The organism is Paraburkholderia bryophila (assembly GCF_013409255.1).
Lineage (GTDB): Bacteria > Pseudomonadota > Gammaproteobacteria > Burkholderiales > Burkholderiaceae > Paraburkholderia.
Map to the genome: position 1 here is coordinate 4595390 of NZ_JACCAS010000001.1, position 20060 is coordinate 4615449.

15 protein-coding genes are annotated in these 20060 nt (G+C 63.6%); 10 read left to right on the forward strand and 5 right to left on the reverse strand.

From position 1 onward, the window contains the following. Positions 1 to 7 precede the first annotated feature (7 nt). From hflC to GGD40_RS20640, 6 genes are all read left to right on the forward strand, one after another. Positions 8 to 910: a protease modulator HflC gene (gene hflC, locus GGD40_RS20615; RefSeq protein ID WP_179703870.1), complete on the forward strand. Its 903-nt coding sequence runs from the start codon at positions 8 to 10 to the stop codon at positions 908 to 910. A gap of 44 nt (positions 911 to 954) precedes the next feature. Continuing rightward, the gene (locus tag GGD40_RS20620) at positions 955 to 1146 is read left to right on the forward strand and encodes a DUF2065 domain-containing protein (RefSeq protein ID WP_035546416.1); all 192 of its coding nucleotides are present in this window, start codon (positions 955 to 957) and stop codon (positions 1144 to 1146) included. A 244-nt stretch (positions 1147 to 1390) separates the two neighbouring features. Then, complete coding sequence (locus GGD40_RS20625) at positions 1391 to 2542, forward strand: ATP phosphoribosyltransferase regulatory subunit (protein ID WP_179703871.1); 1152 nt, start codon at positions 1391 to 1393, stop codon at positions 2540 to 2542. A gap of 225 nt (positions 2543 to 2767) precedes the next feature. Then, positions 2768 to 4114 (forward strand): adenylosuccinate synthase, encoded by a 1347-nt coding sequence (locus GGD40_RS20630; RefSeq protein ID WP_179703872.1) that lies wholly within the window; start codon positions 2768 to 2770, stop codon positions 4112 to 4114. Positions 4115 to 4117: 3 nt separating this feature from the next. Then, entirely contained in the window at positions 4118 to 4708 is a 591-nt protein-coding gene (locus GGD40_RS20635) for a phosphoribosyltransferase (protein WP_179703873.1), read from the forward strand. Between the two features lie 330 nt (positions 4709 to 5038). Next, positions 5039 to 6925 carry a potassium transporter Kup gene (locus GGD40_RS20640; RefSeq protein WP_179744719.1) on the forward strand — a complete coding sequence of 629 codons (1887 nt, stop codon included), beginning with the start codon at positions 5039 to 5041 and terminating at the stop codon, positions 6923 to 6925. A 129-nt stretch (positions 6926 to 7054) separates the two neighbouring features. On the opposite strand, the gene GGD40_RS20645 is transcribed toward GGD40_RS20640, so the two are convergent. Further along, positions 7055 to 9403 carry a Tex family protein gene (locus GGD40_RS20645; RefSeq protein ID WP_179744720.1) on the reverse strand — a complete coding sequence of 783 codons (2349 nt, stop codon included), beginning with the start codon at positions 9401 to 9403 and terminating at the stop codon, positions 7055 to 7057. A gap of 294 nt (positions 9404 to 9697) precedes the next feature. On the opposite strand from GGD40_RS20645, the gene GGD40_RS20650 reads away from it, so the two are divergent. The 3 genes from GGD40_RS20650 to GGD40_RS20660 all read left to right on the forward strand — a co-directional run bounded on the left by GGD40_RS20650 (position 9698) and on the right by GGD40_RS20660 (position 13440). Continuing rightward, positions 9698 to 10714, forward strand: a complete 1017-nt coding sequence (locus GGD40_RS20650; RefSeq protein WP_306456587.1) for a hypothetical protein — start codon at positions 9698 to 9700, stop codon at positions 10712 to 10714. Positions 10715 to 10893: 179 nt separating this feature from the next. Then, the gene (locus GGD40_RS20655) at positions 10894 to 11112 is read left to right on the forward strand and encodes a DUF465 domain-containing protein (protein WP_035546409.1); all 219 of its coding nucleotides are present in this window, start codon (positions 10894 to 10896) and stop codon (positions 11110 to 11112) included. A gap of 63 nt (positions 11113 to 11175) precedes the next feature. Continuing rightward, a complete protein-coding gene (locus tag GGD40_RS20660; protein ID WP_179744721.1) occupies positions 11176 to 13440 on the forward strand; it encodes an ATP-dependent DNA helicase in 2265 nt (754 codons plus the stop codon). A gap of 159 nt (positions 13441 to 13599) precedes the next feature. On the opposite strand, the gene GGD40_RS36975 is transcribed toward GGD40_RS20660, so the two are convergent. Next, on the reverse strand, positions 13600 to 13875 hold the full coding sequence (locus tag GGD40_RS36975) for a hypothetical protein (protein WP_081935648.1): 276 nt from the start codon (positions 13873 to 13875) through the stop codon (positions 13600 to 13602). Positions 13876 to 14120: 245 nt separating this feature from the next. Beyond that, on the reverse strand, positions 14121 to 15362 hold the full coding sequence (locus tag GGD40_RS20665; RefSeq protein WP_179744722.1) for a cupin domain-containing protein: 1242 nt from the start codon (positions 15360 to 15362) through the stop codon (positions 14121 to 14123). A gap of 32 nt (positions 15363 to 15394) precedes the next feature. On the opposite strand from GGD40_RS20665, the gene GGD40_RS20670 reads away from it, so the two are divergent. Beyond that, the gene (locus GGD40_RS20670) at positions 15395 to 15934 is read left to right on the forward strand and encodes an FKBP-type peptidyl-prolyl cis-trans isomerase (protein WP_179744723.1); all 540 of its coding nucleotides are present in this window, start codon (positions 15395 to 15397) and stop codon (positions 15932 to 15934) included. Here the strand turns inward: GGD40_RS20670 and GGD40_RS20675 are convergent. Both GGD40_RS20675 and mutS read right to left on the reverse strand, forming a co-directional pair. Beyond that, positions 15914 to 17293, reverse strand: a complete 1380-nt coding sequence (locus tag GGD40_RS20675) for a hypothetical protein (RefSeq protein WP_179744724.1) — start codon at positions 17291 to 17293, stop codon at positions 15914 to 15916. The two genes, GGD40_RS20670 and GGD40_RS20675, sit on opposite strands and share 21 nt — an antisense overlap. Then, entirely contained in the window at positions 17280 to 19919 is a 2640-nt protein-coding gene (gene mutS / locus GGD40_RS20680; protein WP_179744725.1) for a DNA mismatch repair protein MutS, read from the reverse strand. The genes GGD40_RS20675 and mutS overlap by 14 nt, the downstream gene beginning before the upstream one ends. Positions 19920 to 20060 lie beyond the last annotated feature (141 nt).

Sequence of the window (20060 nt, forward strand, 5' to 3'; positions counted from 1 at the left end):
GCACAACATGAACAAGATCATTGCGCTCGTCGTGGCTGTCGTCATCGTGCTGTTCGCGGCGTCGTCGACGGTATTCGTTGTCGATCAGCGGCATTTGGCGGTGTTGTCGTCGCATGGCGACTCGGCGCCGACGCTGCTCGGCCCCGGCTTGCACGTCAAACTGCCGCCGCCGTTGCAAACCGTCACGCTGGTCGATAACCGCATTCAGTCGCTCGACGCGCCGGACGAAGACCGTTACGTCACGTCCGACAAAACCGATCTGCTGGCCAATCCGGTCGTCAAATATCGTGTCACCGATCCGCTGAAGCTGATCGCAGAAACCAAGGGCGATGTGCAAAGCCTGCCGGACCGTCTGGCGCTGCTGTCGCGCAGCGCGCTCGGCGACGCATTCGGCAAGGTCACGCTGTCCGACGCGCTGGCCAAACAGCAGGCCGTCGCCGACGAAGCACGTGGCGCGATGGACAAGGCCGCGGCTTCGCTGGGCGTGTCGGTCGTCGACGTGCAACTGACGCGCGTCGATTTCCCGGCAGCCATGGCCGACTCGGTCTACAAGCGGATGATCGCCGCCCGCGAGCAGATCGCGGCCGACGAGCGCGCCAAGGGCACCGCCGAAGCCGACCAGATCAAGGCGGAAGCGGTGGGCCAGCAGCAGGCGATTCTCGCGGACGGCTACCGTCAGGCGCAGACCATCAAGGGCGAGGGCGATGCGAAGGCCGCGGAAATCGCTGCCGAAGCGTATGGCGCCGACCCGCAGTTCTACCAGTTCTATCAAAGCATGCAGGCGTACAAGAACACCTTCAAACCGGGCGATGTGATCGTGGTCGACCCGAGCAGCGAGTTCTTCCGCTTCATGCGTAGCCCGACCGGCGGCACCGCCCCGGACGCTCCCGCGGTCCCGCGCAAACACTGATAACCGGAAGGCCGCGGCATCCGCATCGCGGCCTCTTGATTCGCATGGATATAGCCGGCTCGTTACTGCTTGCGATCGCGTTGATGCTGATTATCGAGGGGATGTTTCCCTTCGTTTTTCCGAGCGCCTGGCGCGACACGTTCCGTAAAATAGCGGAACGCCCGCCGCATCAGATTCGCGTCGGCGGGCTGATCGTGATGGCGCTTGGGCTGATCCTGCTGTTTATCGTGACCTGAAGCGGTCCGTCCGGCGAAGCGGGCGCAGAAGGCTTAGGCCGCTGTGCGCTCGCCGTGTCGTGACCGCGTCTTTGCCTCGCGGACGCTGGCCTGCCGACTCGATCAGTCGGTACGCTGGCCGAAAATGCCTGTCGCGGGCTGCACCCACGCCTGCGATAGCCGCCAGAATCGAGCCGCCGCCCGCCATTCACATTCACTTACCGGCGCACCCAGTCGCCGTGTTCAACGTCGTAGGACTGTATCGATGTCGACCTGGTTACTTCCCGAGAATATTGCCGACGTGCTGCCGTCGGAAGCCCGCAAGATCGAAGAACTGCGGCGCCATCTGCTGGACCGTTTTCGCTCGTACGGCTACGAGATGGTCATGCCGCCGCTGCTCGAATACATCGAGTCGCTGCTGACCGGCGGAGGGCACGATCTGAATCTGCGCACCTTCAAGCTGGTCGATCAGTTATCCGGGCGCACGCTCGGTCTGCGCGCCGACATCACGCCGCAGGTTGCGCGTATCGACGCGCACTTGCTGAACCGTCAGGGCGTGACGCGTCTTTGCTATGCGGGCAACGTCGCGCATACGCGGCCGCGCGGCCTGCATGCCACGCGCGAGCAGATCCAGATCGGCGCGGAAATTTACGGTCACGCCGGCCTCGAAGCTGACCTCGAAATCCAGCAACTGATGCTCGACGCGTTGCGTCTGGCCGGCCTCGCGAAAGTGCGGCTCGACTTGTGCCACGCGGGTGTGCTGGCCGCGCTGATCGAAGCGGAACCGGTCGCGGCGGAGTTGGGCCAGTCGCTCTACGACGCGCTTGCCGGCAAGGACGTGCCGCGCCTCGTCGAGCTGACCGCGAACCTCACGCCGGTCACGCGCGACGCGTTGCGCGCGCTGCCCGCGCTGTACGGCGACGCGTCGGTGCTCGCGGAAGCGCGCGCCCGTCTGCCGAACGCGCCGGCCATTTCGCGCGCGCTCGACGATCTCGCGTTCCTCGCGAGCCAGGTGGATGGCGCCGAAGTGATGATCGATCTGGCGGATCTGCGCGGCTATGCGTACCACAGCGGCGTGATGTTCTCCGCGTACGTGGACGGCGTGCCGAACGCGGTGGCACGCGGCGGCCGTTACGACCACGTCGGACAGGCCTACGGCCGCGCGCGCGCGGCAACCGGCTTTTCGCTCGATCTGCGCGAAGTGGCGCGGATCTCGCCGGTCGAAGCACGCAGCAGCGCGATCCTCGCGCCGTGGCAGCACGACGACGCGTTGCGCGTCAGCGTCGCCGCATTGCGCGATGCCGGCGAAGTCGTGATCCAGGCGCTGCCGGGTCATGAACACGATCTGGATGAATTCGCTTTCGATCGCGTGTTGGTCGAACACAACGGCGCATGGGTCGTCGAACCGCGCGCGTGAGCGCGTTGAGGCGCGCTCACGCGCGCTTCGTCGGACCCGCCTGAGGTCTCACCTCAGCGCAACTCAGAAGGCGTCCAAAGTGTCGCCGGACCCCCGGCGCGGCCATCCGCCGCGCTGTTTTCGATATACCCACCATAACGTGCATACCGTTGAGCGGAAACGGAAAAATTCGGAAGGTTCCGCGAACATAGGTAGAATACGTTTTTAACCAGCTTACGAAACAACATGTCTGCCAGCGCAGTGAATGTGAACCCCGGGCGTAACGTCGTCGTCGTGGGGACCCAATGGGGTGATGAAGGCAAGGGCAAGATCGTCGACTGGTTGACGGACCACGCTCAAGGCGTCGTTCGCTTCCAGGGCGGTCACAATGCCGGTCACACGCTTATCATCGGCGGCAAGAAAACGATCTTGCGTCTGATTCCGTCGGGCATCATGCATCCCGGCGTCGCGTGCTACATCGGCAATGGCGTCGTGTTGTCGCCGGAAGCTCTGTTCAAGGAAATCGGCGAGCTCGAAGCCGCCGGGGTCGATGTTCAGAATCGCCTCTTCATTTCCGAAGCCACCACCCTGATCCTGCCGTATCACATTGCCATCGACCAGGGCCGAGAAGCGCGCCGTGGCGCGAGCAAGATCGGCACCACCGGCCGCGGCATCGGCCCGGCATACGAAGACAAGGTGGCACGTCGCGGCTTGCGCGTGCAGGACCTGTTCGAGCCGGAAATCTTCGCCGAACGTCTGCGTGAAAATCTCGACTATCACAACTTCGTGTTGACGCAATACCTGGGCGTCGCCGCTGTCGACTTCCAGCAAACGCTCGACACGATGCTGAGCTATGCCGATCGTCTGAAGCCGATGGTCACCGACGTGTCGCGCCGTCTGTACGACGCGAACGCCGCGGGCAGCAATCTGCTGTTCGAAGGCGCGCAAGGCACGTTGCTCGACATCGACCACGGCACGTATCCGTACGTCACGTCGAGCAATTGTGTGGCGGGCGCCGCCACCGCGGGCGCCGGCGTCGGTCCGCAAAAGCTGAACTACATTCTCGGCATCACCAAGGCGTATTGCACGCGCGTCGGTTCGGGCCCGTTCCCGAGCGAACTGTACGACGCGGACAACGCCGCCCGTCAGGAAGCGATCGGCCTTGAACTGGCCACGGTCGGCAAGGAATTCGGCTCGGTCACCGGCCGTCCGCGCCGCACCGGCTGGCTCGACGCCGCCGCGCTGCGCCGCTCGATCCAGATCAACGGCGTGTCGGGTCTGTGCATGACCAAGCTCGACGTGCTCGACGGTCTCGCCGAGGTGAAGCTGTGCGTCGGCTACACGGTCGACGGTCAGTCGGTCGACCTGCTGCCGCGCGGTGCGTCGGAAGTCGCGCGTTGCGAGCCGGTGTACGAAACCTTCGCGGGCTGGAAGGAAAGCACGGTTGGCATCAAGGAATGGGACAAGCTGCCGGCGAATGCGCGCGCGTATCTGTCGCGTGTGCAGGAAGTCGCGGGCATTCCGATCGACATGGTGTCGACCGGTCCGGATCGCGACGAGACCATTCTGTTGCGTCATCCGTTCAAGGTTTAAGCGATGGTTCAAGGTGTACCCATGATTGCGATGAAAGACCCGCGCAACGACGACAAGAACCTGTGGGTCGGCTGGGACGAATATCACCGGCTGATCGAACTGCTGGCGCTGCAGGTGCATGAGTCGGGCTGGAAGTTCGACAAGATCCTGTGCCTCGCACGCGGCGGTTTGCGCGTGGGCGACCAGCTCTCGCGCATTTACGATCTGCCGCTGGCGATTCTCGCCACGAGTTCGTATCGCGAAGCGGCCGGCACGGAGCAGGGCGATCTCGACATCGCGCAATACATCACCATGACACGCGGCGAGTTGCACGGCAACGTGCTGCTGGTCGACGACCTGGTCGATTCGGGCGTGACGTTGGCGCGGGTTCAGCAGCATCTGAAGGAACGCTATCCGGCGATCACCGCGGTGCGTTCGGCGGTGCTCTGGTACAAGGGCTGCTCGAACGTGAAGCCCGACTACAGCGTGCAGTATCTGCCCACCAATCCGTGGATTCATCAACCGTTCGAGGAATGGGACACGGTGCGTCCGCATAACCTCGGCGCGTGGATCAAACGCGGTATGGCGCAAGCGCAGGAGTCGTCGGGGCAGTGATGCCCGCTTCGGCGCCCGAACTGTCGCTTCGGAGCCAGCGCTTTGTGCCGCCTTTGACCCGGCTTTGTCCCGTGTAATACCGCAAAACGGAGTCCCAACGGACTCCGTTTTTTTGTTTGCGCGTCCTGAACGCACCTTCGACACTGCACCCGGCAAAGCGCGAACTCGCGCTTCAAACGAAACACCTTGCACGGCAGACGCGCCCATACCTCAGTGCTACACTGCGCGGACCAGCCACGTGGTGTATCCACAACAAGCCGGGCGGCGCCATGCCGGCAGTTTAGAATGGCGGTCGTTTTTTCCGCTCAGGGAACGGATTTCCTCGCGTTTATGACAGATAACAATCACGTGCACAAACAACCTCTGCCGTCCCTCGCCATTGCCGCGATCGGGGTGGTGTTCGGTGATATCGGCACGAGCCCGTTGTACTCGCTGAAAGAGGCTTTCAGCCCTTCGCACGGCATTCCGCTAACCGACCAATCTATCCTCGGTGTGATCTCGCTGCTGTTCTGGGCGATCGTGATCGTGGTCGGCATCAAGTACGTGTTGTTCGTGATGCGCGCGGACAATAACGGCGAAGGCGGCGTGCTCGCGCTGATGGCGCTGGCGCTGCGCTCCATCGACCAGAAGTCGAAAATGGCCGGCGTGCTGATGATGCTCGGCATCTTCGGCGCCTGCATGTTTTATGGCGACGCGGTGATCACACCGGCCATCTCGGTGATCTCGGCGGTCGAAGGTCTGGAGATCGCCGCGCCCAATCTGTCGCATCTGGTGCTGCCGCTCACCATGGTGATTCTGGTGCTGTTGTTCTGGATTCAGCGACATGGCACGGCCACGGTCGGCCGCCTGTTCGGGCCGATCATGGTGCTGTGGTTCGTGGTGATTGCCGCGCTCGGCCTGTGGCATATCGTTCAATCGCCGAACGTGATTCGCGCACTCAACCCGTACTACGCGTACACCTTCATGGCCGCGCACGTGCTGCAGGCCTACGTGGTGCTCGGCTCGGTCGTGCTGGTGCTGACCGGCGCCGAGGCGCTGTACGCCGACATGGGCCACTTCGGCGCGAAGCCGATCCGCATGGCGTGGTACGTGCTGGTGATGCCGTCGCTGGTGCTGAACTACTTCGGCCAGGGCGCGCTGCTGATGCACGACCCGAAAGCGATCGAAAATCCGTTCTTCCTGCTCGCGCCGGACTGGGCGCTGTTGCCGCTCGTCGTGCTGTCGACGGTGGCGACCGTGATCGCTTCGCAGGCCGTGATTTCGGGCGCGTATTCGCTGACGAGCCAGGCGATCCAGCTCGGCTATGTACCGCGCATGAAGATCCTGCACACGTCGGACCTGGCGATCGGCCAGATCTATGTGCCGGTGGTGAACTGGATGCTGCTGTTCATCATTCTGTGCATCGTGATCGCCTTCAAGAGCTCGGACAACCTCGCCGCCGCCTACGGTATCGCGGTGACGGCCACGATGGTGATTACCACGATCCTCGCGTGCGTCGTGATGGTGAAGGTGTGGAACTGGAACAAGCTGCTGGTGGCGCTGATCATCGGCGTGTTCATGGCGGTCGATCTAGGCTTTTTTGGCGCCAATCTGCTTAAGGTCGCGGAGGGCGGCTGGTTGCCGCTCGGCATCGGCGCGCTGCTGTTCTTCCTGCTGATGACGTGGTTCAAGGGCAGGATGATCGTCAAGGAGCGCACGGCCGCCGACGGTATTCCTCTGATGCCGTTCCTGCAGGGACTGCTCGCGCATCCGCCGCATCGCGTGTCGGGTACGGCGATCTATCTGACCGGCAGCGATTCGCTGGTGCCGGTGAGCCTGCTGCACAACCTGAAGCACAACAAGGTGCTGCATGAACGCACTATCTTCCTGACCTTCGTGACGCGCGACATTCCGTATGTGAATGAAGCGGAGCGCGTGACGGTGAAGGATATCGACGGTGGTCTGTATCTCGTCAAGGCAGCCTACGGCTTCAACGAAACGCCGGACGTGAAGGCGGTGCTGCAAGAGGTCGGCCGCACTAATGACATGACGTTCGAGTTGATGGACACGTCGTTTTTCCTCGCGCGCGAGACGGTGGTGCCGACGCAATTGCCGGGCATGTCGGTGTGGCGTGAACGCGTCTTCGCGTGGATGCATCAGAACGCCGCGAAGCCGACGGACTTCTTCAGCATTCCGGCCAATCGGGTGGTGGAGTTGGGGACCAAGATCGAGATTTAACAACGCCCTGTGCGTTGTCGGGCGCTTCGCTTTGAGCGGAGCGCTCGGGAAAACAAAAAGCCCACGCAATTTTGCGTGGGCTTTTTGTTGGGCGCCGCGGGTTGCGCGGCGGGTGTTTCAGTGTCGGTGTTACTTCTGCTTCAGCTTCGCGAACGCCGCCGCCATTGCGCCGCCTGTTTCCGGCTCGCGCGAGCGCTGTTGCTGCGCGCCGCGTCCACCGCCGCCCGAGCGTGCCGCGCCGCCACGATCTTGCTGCGCGCCGCCACCGCTACGCACCGCGGCCGCACCGAACTCATCATCCAGTCGCATGGTCAGCGCAATACGTTGACGCTTCACGTCGACTTCCAGCACCTTCACCTTGACGATCTGGCCGGCCTTGACGACTTCATGCGGGTCCTTGATGAACTTCGTCGACAGGGCCGACACGTGTACCAGACCGTCCTGATGCACGCCGATGTCGATGAACGCACCGAACGCCGCCACGTTCGTCACGACGCCTTCGAGCACCATGCCCGGCGTCAGATCGCTGACCTTCTCGACGCCTTCGCGGAACGTCGCGGTCTTGAACTCCGGACGCGGATCGCGGCCCGGCTTTTCAAGCTCGAGCAGAATGTCGCGCACGGTCGGCAAGCCGAAACGCTCGTCGACGAATTCAGCCGGCGACAGGCCGCGCAACGCGTCGCGATTGCCCAGCACTTCGCCGACATGCTTGCTGATCTTCGCCAGCATCCGTTCGACGACCGGATACGCTTCCGGGTGAACCGACGAGCGGTCGAGCGGATTTTCGCCGTTGTTGATACGCAGGAAGCCGGCGGCCTGCTCGAACGTCTTGTCGCCCAGGCGCGGCACCTTGCGCAGATGTTCGCGCGACGGGAACGGACCGTTCGCATCGCGATAGTCGACGATATTGCGTGCCAGCGTGGCGTTCAATCCCGACACGCGCGCGAGCAGCGCGACCGACGCGGTATTCGCGTCCACGCCGACCGCGTTCACGCAGTCTTCGACGACCGCATCGAGCGAGCGCGCCAGTTCGCGCTGATTCACGTCGTGCTGATACTGGCCGACGCCGATCGCCTTCGGGTCGATCTTCACGAGTTCCGCGAGCGGATCCTGCAGACGGCGTGCAATCGACACCGCGCCGCGCAGCGTCACGTCCATGTCCGGGAATTCTTTCGCCGCGATTTCTGATGCCGAGTACACCGACGCGCCGGCTTCCGACACCACGATCTTCTGCAGCTTGAATTCCGGATGACGCGCGATCAGTTCGCTCGCGAGCTTGTCGGTTTCACGCGACGCCGTGCCGTTACCGATGCTGATCAGCTCGGCCTGCGTCTGCGCGCAGAGGCGCGCGAGTTTGGCGATCGAGCCGTCCCAATCGCGGCGCGGCTCGTGCGGATAGATCACGTCGGTGGCGAGCACCTTGCCGGTCCGATCGACCACCGCCACCTTCACGCCGGTGCGCATGCCCGGATCGAGACCGATCACGGCCTTCGGGCCCGCGGGCGCGGCCAGCAGCAGGTCCTTCAGATTGCGCGCGAACACGCGGATCGCTTCGTGTTCGGCTTCGTCGCGCAAGTTGGTCAGCAGTTCGTTTTCGATGTGCGGCTGCACCTTCACGCGCCAGCACCAGCGGCACACGTCGGAGAGCCACTTGTCGGCCGGCCGGTTCTGATTGGCAATGCCGAAGTGACGTGCGATCAGCGCCTCACCCGGATGCGGCACCAGCGCGTCGAGTTCTTCGCCGAGGCCCAGCTTGACCATCAGCACGCCCGCATTGCGGCCGCGGAACAGCGCCAGCGCGCGATGCGACGGCACGGTCCGGATGGTTTCCGCGTAGTCGTAGTAATCGCGGAATTTTTCTTCTTCCGCGTTTTCCTTGCCCTCGACCACTTTCGACGACAGCACGCCCTGGTTGAACAGGTAATCGCGCAGCTTGCCGAGCAGGTCCGCGGTTTCGCCGAACTGTTCCGACAGAATGTCGCGCGCGCCGTCGAGCGCGGCCTTCACGTCGGCGACGCCTTTCTCGGCGTCCACGTAGGCGGCGGCTTCGGTTTGCGGGTCGAGCAGGGGATTGGCCAGCAGCGCGTCCGCGAGCGGCTGCAAGCCGGCTTCGCGAGCGATCTGCGCGCGCGTGCGGCGCTTCGGCTTGTACGGGAGATACAGGTCTTCCAGCACCTGCTTGCTGTCCGCGCCTTCGATCGCGCTGCGCAGTTCGTCGGTGAGCTTGCCCTGTTCGTCGATGCTGGCGATGATCGCCGCGCGCCGGTCTTCCAGTTCGCGCAGATACAGCAGGCGTTCCTCGAGATTACGCAGTTGCGTGTCGTCGAGATTGTCGGTCACTTCCTTACGGTAGCGGGCGATGAACGGAACAGTCGCTCCTTCGTCGAGAAGTTGCACCGCGGCCGCGACCTGGCGCGGCTGGACGGACAGTTCGGCGGCGATGCGCTGTACGATCTTGAGTGCTACGTTTTCCGTCATAAGGTCTTGGTGTTCCTGCGGACTCAGTCTAAGGCCGCGCGCTGATGACCCGTTGGGGCACGGGGTGAGCCACCTCGGGCACGTGTTGCACGGTGTGGGTCACGCCGTGAAGCATGCCGTGAAGCACGCCGGGCGTGCGCGCTGCGACCAGGTTGCTAGAGCGGGGCATTTTGCCATAAATGCCAAAGGGCTCAACCACAGGGTGATAGAATTTCGGGCATGTTCCGTTGACCTCCTACGACGTTGCCGATCTCCTTGTCCCTCAACTGCCTGGGCTCCCGCTTGGTCTCTCGCTTGCCACAATCGCCGCTGTTTTCGCGTTCGCCGCTCGTGTCGCTCACGCGGGTAACGCGCTCCGTGTTCAAGTCCGTGCCTGTTCCCAACGGGGTGTTCGCCGCGTCGTGCGCAGCGGGCGTGCTAGCCGTTGCGCTGGGGCTGTCCGCGCCGGCTATGGCGCAGACCGCCGGGCAGGCTGCGGCGCCCATGATGGGCAGCAGCGCCACGGCGGCTGCGTCAAATACTCGGGCGGCGGATGCAAACGGCGGCATGAACACCGGCAACGCGGACAGCACCGCTAGCATCGCGGCGCAAGACAATGCGTTCGACGCGCGCCAGAAGGTGCTGGATCAACGCAGCGACGAAAACAACTACCGCTACGGGGTTGCCGAACACGACTGCTATAGCAAGTTCTTCGTCAACTACTGCCTGAACAAGGCGCGCGACAGCATGCGCGTCGTGCAGGCCGACATCCGCAAGGAACAGTTGGCGCTCGACGGCGAACAGCGTGCGCAGCGCGCCCGCGAGCGCGACGAGCAGGCCGCGATCAAACGCGCGCAAGACGAAGCGAGCGCCCCGCAGCGCGCCGCCGACGACGCGCGCAACACCCAGGCATACCAGGACAAGCAGCGTCAGCATCAGCTCGATCAGGCGCAGCGCACGGCCGAGGCGCCGCAGCGCAGCGCCAATGCGCAGGCGTATCAGGACAAGCAGCGCCAGCACGCGCTGGATCAGGCGCAGCGCGGGGTTAGCCCGTCGCAGGCAGCCGGCAATCAGCAGGCGTACGATCAGAAGCAGGGCGACTTCCAGCGCAAGCTCGACGAAGCCCATCAGCAGGGCGCGCAAAAGGCGCAGGAGCGCGTCGAGAAACAGCAGAGCTTCGAGAAGAAGCAGACTGACGCGGCGCAGCACAAAGCCGACGTCGAGTCGCGTCAGAAGCAGGCGGCCGAGAAGGCCGAGCAGAAACGTCAGGATCAGTTGAAGCAGCAGCAGGAACTCGAACAACAGCAGAAACTGCAACAGCAGCAACAGTAAGTGTGCTGTAGTTGAGCACTGTGTGTGCTTGCTGTAGTGGCTCGGGCCGGTTTGCAGTCGCAGTGGCTGACCGAAGCCGAAGCCGGCGCCGCAGTCGCCGTAACGCGTTTTAAGCCGGACAGCAACCTCAGGCATCGAGCCGCACACGCGGTTCGTGCCGTCGACGAGAGGAGGCGAGCATGCGCGATCAACATCACGTCATCGACGCGAACACACTTCGCGACCGTATTCTGCAACTGGAATCGGAGCACAGTGGGCTCGATCGTTTGATCGACCGAATGTCGGATGAGCCCGGCATCGACGACTTCGAGTTGCAGCGCCTGAAAAAGCGCAAACTCAAAGTCAAGGACACCATCATCTTGCTGCAATTGCAGCTCGAACCGGACACACGCGCCTGAGTTCGCGGCCTGGCAAGCGCCGGGCGCGCGCCGCGCGAGCCGGACTTTGCAGGAACGCTTGCCTTGAATTCATCGCTTGAACCTTCACCCCGCGCCGCCTCGGGCGACGCCGCATCGGCAACCGGCACGCCGGCGCCGCGTGCGGTCGCGTCCACACTGAGCGCGTCATTGAATCCGCGCCGGGCCGCCGAACTGGACGAGATCTTCGCCGACAACGGTCTGCTGGCGAGGCAGATCGACGGCTATCGGTCGCGCGCGTCGCAGATCGAGATGTCGCGCGCGGTTGCCGCGGCGATGGAAGCGTCCGGCCGCGCCATGCCCGAACCCGCGATGTTCGAGGCGCAGAAGCGTCCGGCGCGACGGCTCGGTGCGCCGTCAGGCGCCGAGGCGGCCGCGGTCGAAAGCGACGAAGCGAGCAGCCTCGACGGCAGCGAAAACACGCTGATCGTCGAAGCGGGCACCGGCACCGGCAAGACCTATGCGTACCTCGTGCCGGCCATGCTGTGGGGCGGCAAGGTGATCGTCTCCACCGGCACCAAGCACTTGCAGGACCAGCTGTTTCAGCGCGACATTCCGACCGTGCGCGACGCGCTCGCGGTACCGGTGTCGGTCGCCATGCTCAAGGGGCGCGCGAACTACCTGTGCCACTACTATCTGCAGCGCACGGCGGACAACGGCCGTCTGCCGTCGCGTCAGGAAACCTCGTATCTGCAGGACATCGTGCGCTTCGCGAAGCTCACGCGCACCGGCGACAAGGCCGAACTCGCGAGCGTGCCGGAAACGGCGGCGGTGTGGTCGATGGTGACGTCGACGCGTGAAAACTGTCTCGGCCAGGAGTGCCCGCACTACAAAGATTGTTTCGTCATGCAGGCGCGCCGTGAGGCGCAGCAGGCGGATATCGTGGTGGTGAATCACCATCTGTTTTTCGCCGACATCATGTTGCGCGATACCGGCATGGCGGAGTTGCTGCCCACTGCCAACACGGTCATCTTCGACGAAGCGCATCAGTTGCCGGAAACCGCCACGCTGTTTTTCGGCGAGACGCTGTCCACCACGCAGTTTCTCGAACTGGCCCGCGACTCAGTTGCGGAGGGCCTGGGTCATGCGCGCGAAACCGTCGACTGGGTGAAGCTCGGCTCGACGCTCGAACGCGCGGCGCGCGACGTGAGGCTCGCGTTCAAGGAAGACTCCGTGCGTTTGTCGATCGGGCAGTTGCCCGACGACCATCCGCTGTTTGCCGCGCTCGAAACGCTCGAAACCGAACTCGATGCATTGACCTCGGCGCTCGCGAGCCAGGCCGAGCGCGCCGAATCGATCGGTGCGTGTCTGCGCCGCGCACGCGAGCTGCAAGGCGTGCTCGCCGGCTGGACCACGCCACCCACCGAAACCGAACGCGCAGCGGCTGACAACGCGGCTCAAGGCGCGTCCGCCGACGGCAAGAGCGAACGCGCCGACCCGAACGAAAAAGTGCGCTGGATCGAAGTCTTCTCGCATACCGTGCAGTTGCATGAAACGCCGCTGTCGGTCGCGCCGATCTTCGCGAAGCAGCGCGCCGGCGTGCCGCGTGCATGGATCTTCACGTCAGCCACGTTGTCGGTGCGCGGCGACTTCACGCACTACGCCGCGCAGATGGGCCTGAACGCCAAGCGCTCGATGACGCTGCCCAGCCCCTTCGACTATCCGACGCAAGGGCTGCTGTACGTGCCGCGCAATCTGCCGCAGCCTTCCTCGCCGATGTTCACCGACGCCGTGTTCGACGCTGCGTTGCCCGCGATAGAAGCGTCGGGCGGCGGTGTCTTCATGTTGTGCACGACGCTGCGCGCGGTGGACCGCATCTCGACCAAATTGCGCGACACGATCGAAACACGCGGCTGGGACTATCCGCTGCTCGTGCAGGGCGATGCGAGCCGCACCGAATTGCTCGACCGTTTCCGCTCATACGGCAATGCGATCCTGGTGGGCAGTCAGAGTTTCTGGGAGGGTGTCGACGTGCGCGGCGACGCGCTGTCGCTGGTGGTGATCGACAAGCTGCCGTTCGCGCCGCCTGACGACCCGGTGTTGTCCGCGCGTCTCGACGCGTTGACGAAGAAAGGCTTGAGCCCGTTCGCCGTGCATCAGTTGCCGCAGGCGGTGATCACGCTGAAGCAGGGCGCAGGCCGTCTGATTCGCGCTGAGACCGATCGCGGCGTGCTGATGATCTGCGACACGCGCCTCGTCGACAAACCGTATGGGCGCCGTATATGGCAGAGCCTGCCGCCATTCAAGCGCACCCGTGAGATCGAGGTGGTGCGCGAGTTTTTCGAAGAGAGCGCGACGCCGGCTGAATAAATCACGCCGGTCGGTATTAAGTCGGCGCTGTTGTAAAAAGCGGCGCCCAAACGACAAAACGCCACGGATGTGAATCCGTGGCGTTTTGCTTTACTGCCCGGGAAATCGAGGGGATTTCCCGATGCAGTTTTCGCCCAGAGGCGAACCCTATGCGACAGCTTACTGGCTTGCGCCCGAAGCCGGAGCAGCAGCCGAAGCAGCAGCGTCCGAAGCAGCAGCGGTTGCGTCCGAAGCAGCCGTCGTAGCCGAAGCAGCAGCGTCGCTCGCAGCAGCAGCAGCACCCGAAGCAGCCATCGCCGAATCCGAAGCTGCAGCAGCCGGTGCCGAAGCAGCAGCTGCGTCGCTAGCCGGGGCAGCGGCTTGATCGTTGCTCTTGTTGCATGCAGCCAGTGCCACAGCTGCCAACAGGGATGCTACGAGGAGGGATTTCTTCATGATCACGTCCTTTTATGGATTAAAGGTAAGCAACAGCGCAAAATAAAACCGGTAATGTGCTCCAACACCGACCTGGGCCGTTGGTGGAGAAGCTCTTTGAACGAGCTGGAATCTTCCCTACGGCTTGGGCGGAAATTATATGCACTTTCGTACTGACAATCCATAAATCCGGGGTCAATACGTTGTCTTTCTCATACAAAATTTGAAAGTACGGTATAGCAGGTGAGCAAGAGTTGCGCAAACAGTTACGCGAGCTCGCCCACTTCTATCCAGCCCGCACAATACCACTCGTGTAGCAATGCTGTCACCGACGAATCGTGTGAGAGTGTTACAAAGCGTTTCGCACTCATACACCGGTGGTCAGCGAGGTCAATCAACCACTTTTTTGCGCCATCAAATAACGTTTCCTCTCCATTTACGAAGAAAAAACGGCGGTTGTACAACAAATTAGTCTTGCGGTTCAGCCGAATGCCTGACTTTGATGCGCGACTGATAAAACGGGCTTCATTAAGCGGCCTTTGCGGCGGATCAAACACGACACTCGGCTTCGGTTCGCTGAGGTACGTGCCAAGGAACGACGCAATATCCTGCTCTTTCCATTTGATGCCAGCAAGGATCGATCCAACCCTTTCGACCAGCGCCGCCGGCAATTCGGCCGGACGCTCGACGGCGGGTTGCTGCGGGTCGCGATACAACGCGCCTGGGCTGCCCGCCGACTCGCCGCGCTCGGCCAGATGATAGAGGAACTGTGCCGTCAACTCGCTCGCCGAGGGCGCGCGGAAACCGATCGAGCAAGTCATGCATTCACCTTCGGCGATGCCGTCATGGGCGATGTGCGGCGGCAGGTAAAGCATGTCGCCCGGCTCGAGCACCCATTCCTCTTCGGCCTGGAAATTCTGTAAAACTTTCAAAGGCAGACCGTCTCGCAGTGTCAGATCTTTCTGCGCGCTGATGCGCCAGCGGCGCTTACCTTTTACTTGCAAAAGAAACACATCGTAGGAATCGAAGTGCGGGCCGACACCACCGCCGTCACTTGCGTACGAGATCATCAGGTCGTCGAGCCGCGCGTCCGGCACGAAGCGGAAGCGGTCCAGCAACGCGCGGGCACGGTCGTCGTAAAGATCGACGCCTTGCACGAGTAAAGTCCATGCGCGCTGCTTCACCGACGGCAGTTCGTCCGGCGCGAACGGGCCGTGCTCGAGTTGCCACTTGTTGCGAAAATGGGTGATCAGACGGGCTTCGACTTCGTCCTGATCGGCCAGCTCGAAAAATTCGTCCCGCGAGAGCGGCGCCTCGACGTTCGGGATCGCTTGACGGATCAGCAGCGGCTTCTTTTGCCAGTAGCGGCGCATGAATTGCGCCGGCGTCAGATTGCCGAGCAACGGTGTCGGCGTATCGGACGAAGGCGGCAGAACCGGCTTCGCCGCCGATGAAGAATTTCGTGCCGAAGCTATGTCGGCCGGGTGGTCAGAGGGCCGCTTGGGCATCGTATAATGTGGGTTGTATTCTGGAGAATCGAATGAAAATCGCAAAGAACACCGTCGTGTCGGTCGCTTACAAGCTGTCGGATGCGCAGGGCAATCTGATTGAAGAAAGCGACGAGCCGATGGTCTATCTGCACGGCGGCTATGATGGCACGTTCCCCAAGATCGAGGAAGAGCTCGACGGCCACGAGGCCGGCTTCGAGGCTCAGATCCAGCTTGAGCCGGCCGACGCGTTTGGTGAGTACGACCCCGACCTCGTGAAGATCGAGCCGCGCGATCGTTTTCCTGAACCGCTTGAAGTCGGCATGCAATTCGAAGGCACGCCGGAAGAGGGCGACGACGATCTCGATTCGCTCGTCTACGTCGTGACGGATGTCGCGGAAGACAAAGTCGTACTCGACGGCAATCATCCGCTCGCCGGCATGGCGCTGCGTTTCGCACTCACGGTCAAAGACGTGCGTCCCGCGACTGAAGACGAAATCCAGCACGAACATGCGCATGGCGCCGACGGCCTCGAAGTCCTCGACGAAGACGACGAAGCCGACGACGACAAGTCAGGGCCCACGTTGCACTGAACTGGCGGGCACGCCGCCGTTTACGGTCGAACCTGACGCGGCGCCCGGCATGTGCGGCAACGTAGCGGAGGCGGGCGGGCCCGAAGTCGCGGGCCCGTAGCCGCCGCCACCCTGATCGGCCGGAATGCGCGGTTGCTGATCCGGTTGCGAGTCCCCGGGCGTCGGCAACAGTGGCGGCAATTCCGAAGCGGGACCGAGCGCCGGTACAGCCGGTATCGAGGCGGCAGGCTCTTCGTGCGGCAGCAACGGCGGCGGCACGGGCAAGGGCATTTGCTTCGGCACGTCGCGCACACTCACGCGGAACGGCGGTTTCCTGCCGAGATCCGCTTCAATCCGAATCCATTGGTTAAGACGATCATGCGGCGCCAGCGCGATCCGCGTCAGATTCGTCACCAGCGCGCCCTTGTCATTGCGTAACGGCTGATCGATCAGGAAGCCGCCGCTCGCGCGTTCGTCGTCGCAATGAATCACCAGTACCGGTCCGCGGAAAGTCTGCGCGAGTTTGACGAGGCTGCGCTTGAATTCGAGAAAACCATCGCGGCGTGTGCTGCGGGCAAAACGCAGCCAGGCGAAACGGTCCGGCCGTTCATAGCGCTCCGGGTCGGGGTCACCTTGAATGAACACGACGATCGCGCGCGCGTCGCGGCGTTTCGCATATTCGCCGGCATGCTCGAGCCAGAATGCATTGGCAATCACCCGATCCTCAAATTCACCGTTGCGGCCACCCGCGCTCAGGTAGTGATTGTTCGGGCTCGGCGCATTCAGACCGATAAACACGGTATCGCCTACTTGCCAGCGCACGTTCTCGCGAAACGGACGAAAGCGCGAGACTTCGCTTTCGCGCGTCAGCGTGATGGGGTTCTGGCCCATCGACGTCGAGTCGGCGAAGAGGGTCTGGCGCAACTGGTCGAGCCGTTCGGTCGGATCGAAGCCGCCGGCCTCGGCCGTGCCGCAATCGGCCCAGTCATGCTGGCCCGGAATGAAGAACAGAGCGGGCCGCGACGTCTCGAGCAACGCGTGACGGCGCTCGTAGAGCGCGTCGCGGCAGGCTTCTCTCGCCCCCTTCAGATTGCCGTTGTAGACGATGAACGCGATGTCGCGTTCCCGGCCGATCGCGTCGATCAGGCGCTGCGTGGCGGCTTCGTCGGCGGTGTTTTGCAACGTGTTGGCGATGACCGCGAACGCGTAGCGCTGCGCTTCGGCGTGCGCCGGTTGGGCGCACATGAGCAGACCCGTGAGCACGCCCATGAGCGGACCTGCGAGCGGCACGAAGCCGCCCGCGCGCAGCAGGGCGAAAGTCAGCGCCGCGCGAAACGTGCGCGAACGCTGCCGGGGTCTGGGAGCGTCAATGATCCGCATCTGGCGCGGTAGCCAGCTCGTGCAGTTCGTACAGCAAGTCGAGCGCTTCGCGCGGGCGCAAGTCGTTCGGGTCGATCGCGCGCAGGCGTTCGGCGAGCGCCTGCATGGCCGGCGGTAGCGCGGCGGGCCGCGGCTCGTCGTAGCGTTCGTCGTCCGCGTCTTCGACCAGCATCGGCAGAGGGGCGGCGAACAGATCGAGTTGCGGCGCGGGTTGCGCTGCCGACTGCTGTTCGAGATGCGTGAGATGCTTGCGTGCCGCGCGAATCACCGCGTTGGGCACGCCGGCGAGTTGCGCGACCTGCAAGCCGTAGCTCTGATTCGCCGGACCTTCGCTGACTGCGTGCAGGAACACGATGCCGTGCCCATGCTCGACCGCCGACAGATGCACGTTGGCCGCTTGCGGAAACTCGGCCGGCAACTGCGTGAGTTCGAAATAGTGCGTAGCGAACAGCGTGTGGCAGCCGTTATGCGACAGCAGATGGCGCGCGATCGCCCAGGCCAGCGCGAGTCCGTCGAAGGTCGAGGTGCCGCGGCCGATTTCGTCCATCAGCACGAGACTTTGCGGCGTCGCGTCGTTCAGGATCGCGGCGGCTTCGGTCATTTCCACCATGAAGGTCGAGCGGCCGCCGGCCAGGTCGTCTGCCGCGCCGATCCGCGTGAAGATGCGGTCGATCGGCCCAAACGCCGCGCGCCGGGCCGGCACGTAGCTGCCCACATAAGCCAGCAGCGCGATCAGCGCCGTCTGCCGCATGAAGGTCGATTTACCGCCCATGTTCGGGCCGGTGATCAGCAGCAGTTTGCGCTCGGGTGTCAGCGTGCAGTCGTTGGCGATGAACTGCTCGACCTGCGCCTCGACCACCGGGTGACGCCCCTGTTCGATTTCGATGCCCGTATCAGGCGAGAACGTCGGCGCGACCCAGTCGAGCGCGCGGGCACGTTCGGCGAAGGCCGCCAGCAGATCGAGTTCGGCGAGCGCCGAAGCGACCCGCTGGCAATCGGGGATAAAGGGCAGCAGCGCCTGCAGCAACGCGTCGTACAGCGAGCGTTCACGCGCCAGCGCGCGTTCCTGCGCGGACAGCGCTTTGTCCTCGAAGGTTTTCAGCTCCGGCGTGATGTAGCGCTCGGCATTCTTCAGCGTTTGGCGGCGGCGATAGTCGTCGGGCACTTTGTCGGTCTGGCCGCGCGTGACTTCGATATAGAAGCCGTGCACCTTGTTGTACTCGACGCGCAGATTGCCGATGCCCGTGCGTGCGCGTTCGCGTGTTTCGAGGTCGATCAGGAACTGCCCGCAGTTCTCCGAAATATCGCGCAATTCGTCGAGGTCCGCGTCATAACCGCGTGCGATCACGCCACCGTCGCGCACCATCGCCGACGGCTCCTGCGCGACCGCGCGCTTGAGCAGTTCGACGCAGTCTTGCGGCGGCACGAGTGAGGCGTCGATACGCGCGAGCGAATCCGCGTTGGACGACACCGCCGCGAGTTGCGTGCGCAGTTCGGGCAACGCGATGAACGTATCGCGCAAGCTCGACAGATCGCGAGGCCGCGCGGACAGCAGCGCGAGACGCCCGGTGATCCGCTCGATATCCGAGATTTGCCGCAGCGCACCGCGCAGCGTTTCGACGCTAGAGCCGGGCGGCGCATCGAGCAGTGCGCCGATAGCTTGCTGACGTGCCTGCGCCACTGCGGCTTCGCGCGGCGGGTGATGCAGCCAGTGACGCAGCAGTCGGCTGCCCATGGTCGTGCAGCAGGTGTCGAGCAGCGAGCACAGCGTGGGCGACTCGGTGCCGCGCAGCGTTTCGGTGAGTTCGAGGTTGCGGCGCGTGGCCGGGTCGAGGCCGATATATTCGGACTCGTATTCCACCTTCAGGCTGCGCACGTGGCGCAATTGCTGGCCTTGCGTGGCCGCCGCGTACAGCAGCAACGCGCCGGCCGCGCCGCAGGCGGCCGTCAGCGAATGGGCGCCGAAGCCGTCGAGGCCCGCCACTTCCAGTTGATCGCAAAGACGCTGCGTGCCCGACGCGATATCGAAGTGCCACACCGGCACGCGGGTGAGGGCGCTGGCGTTGACGGGCGGGGTCCAGCTCGCGGCGTCTGCGGTGGAGTCGGCCACCAGAATTTCCGCGGGACGAATGCGTTCGAGTGCGGCCGCCACCTGGTCGGGTGCGACTTCCGCGAGGCGCAACGCGCCGCTCGCCAGATTCAGCCACGCCAGCCCGACGCTGGTCGCGACGCCGCGGCGGTTGTGCGCGATGCACAACGCCATCAGATAGACGTCGCTCTTGTCGGACAGCAGCGCGGCGTCCGTGAGGGTGCCCGGCGTGACCACGCGCATCACTTTACGTTCGACAGGGCCCTTCGACGTCGCCGGGTCGCCGATCTGTTCGCAGATCGCGACCGATTCGCCGAGCTTCACCAGCTTGGCCAGATACTGTTCGACCGCGTGATACGGCACGCCGGCCATCTTGATCGGATTGCCGCCTGACGCGCCGCGCTGCGTCAGCGTCAGATCGAGGAGGCGGGCGGCCTTTATGGCGTCGTCGAAAAAGAGTTCGTAGAAGTCGCCCATCCGGTAGAACACCAGCGTGCCCGGATGATCCGCTTTGATGCGCAGGTATTGCTGCATCATTGGCGTTTCGGCTTTCTCGCTTGCCCTTGCTGGGCTTGGGTTTGCTGCCTGCAATGCCTTGAACTCCATATCTGACGGGCTTTTCGCCCAATCTTAATCTACCCAACTACGCCCAACTACGCGCAGCAACATTCGATTGTT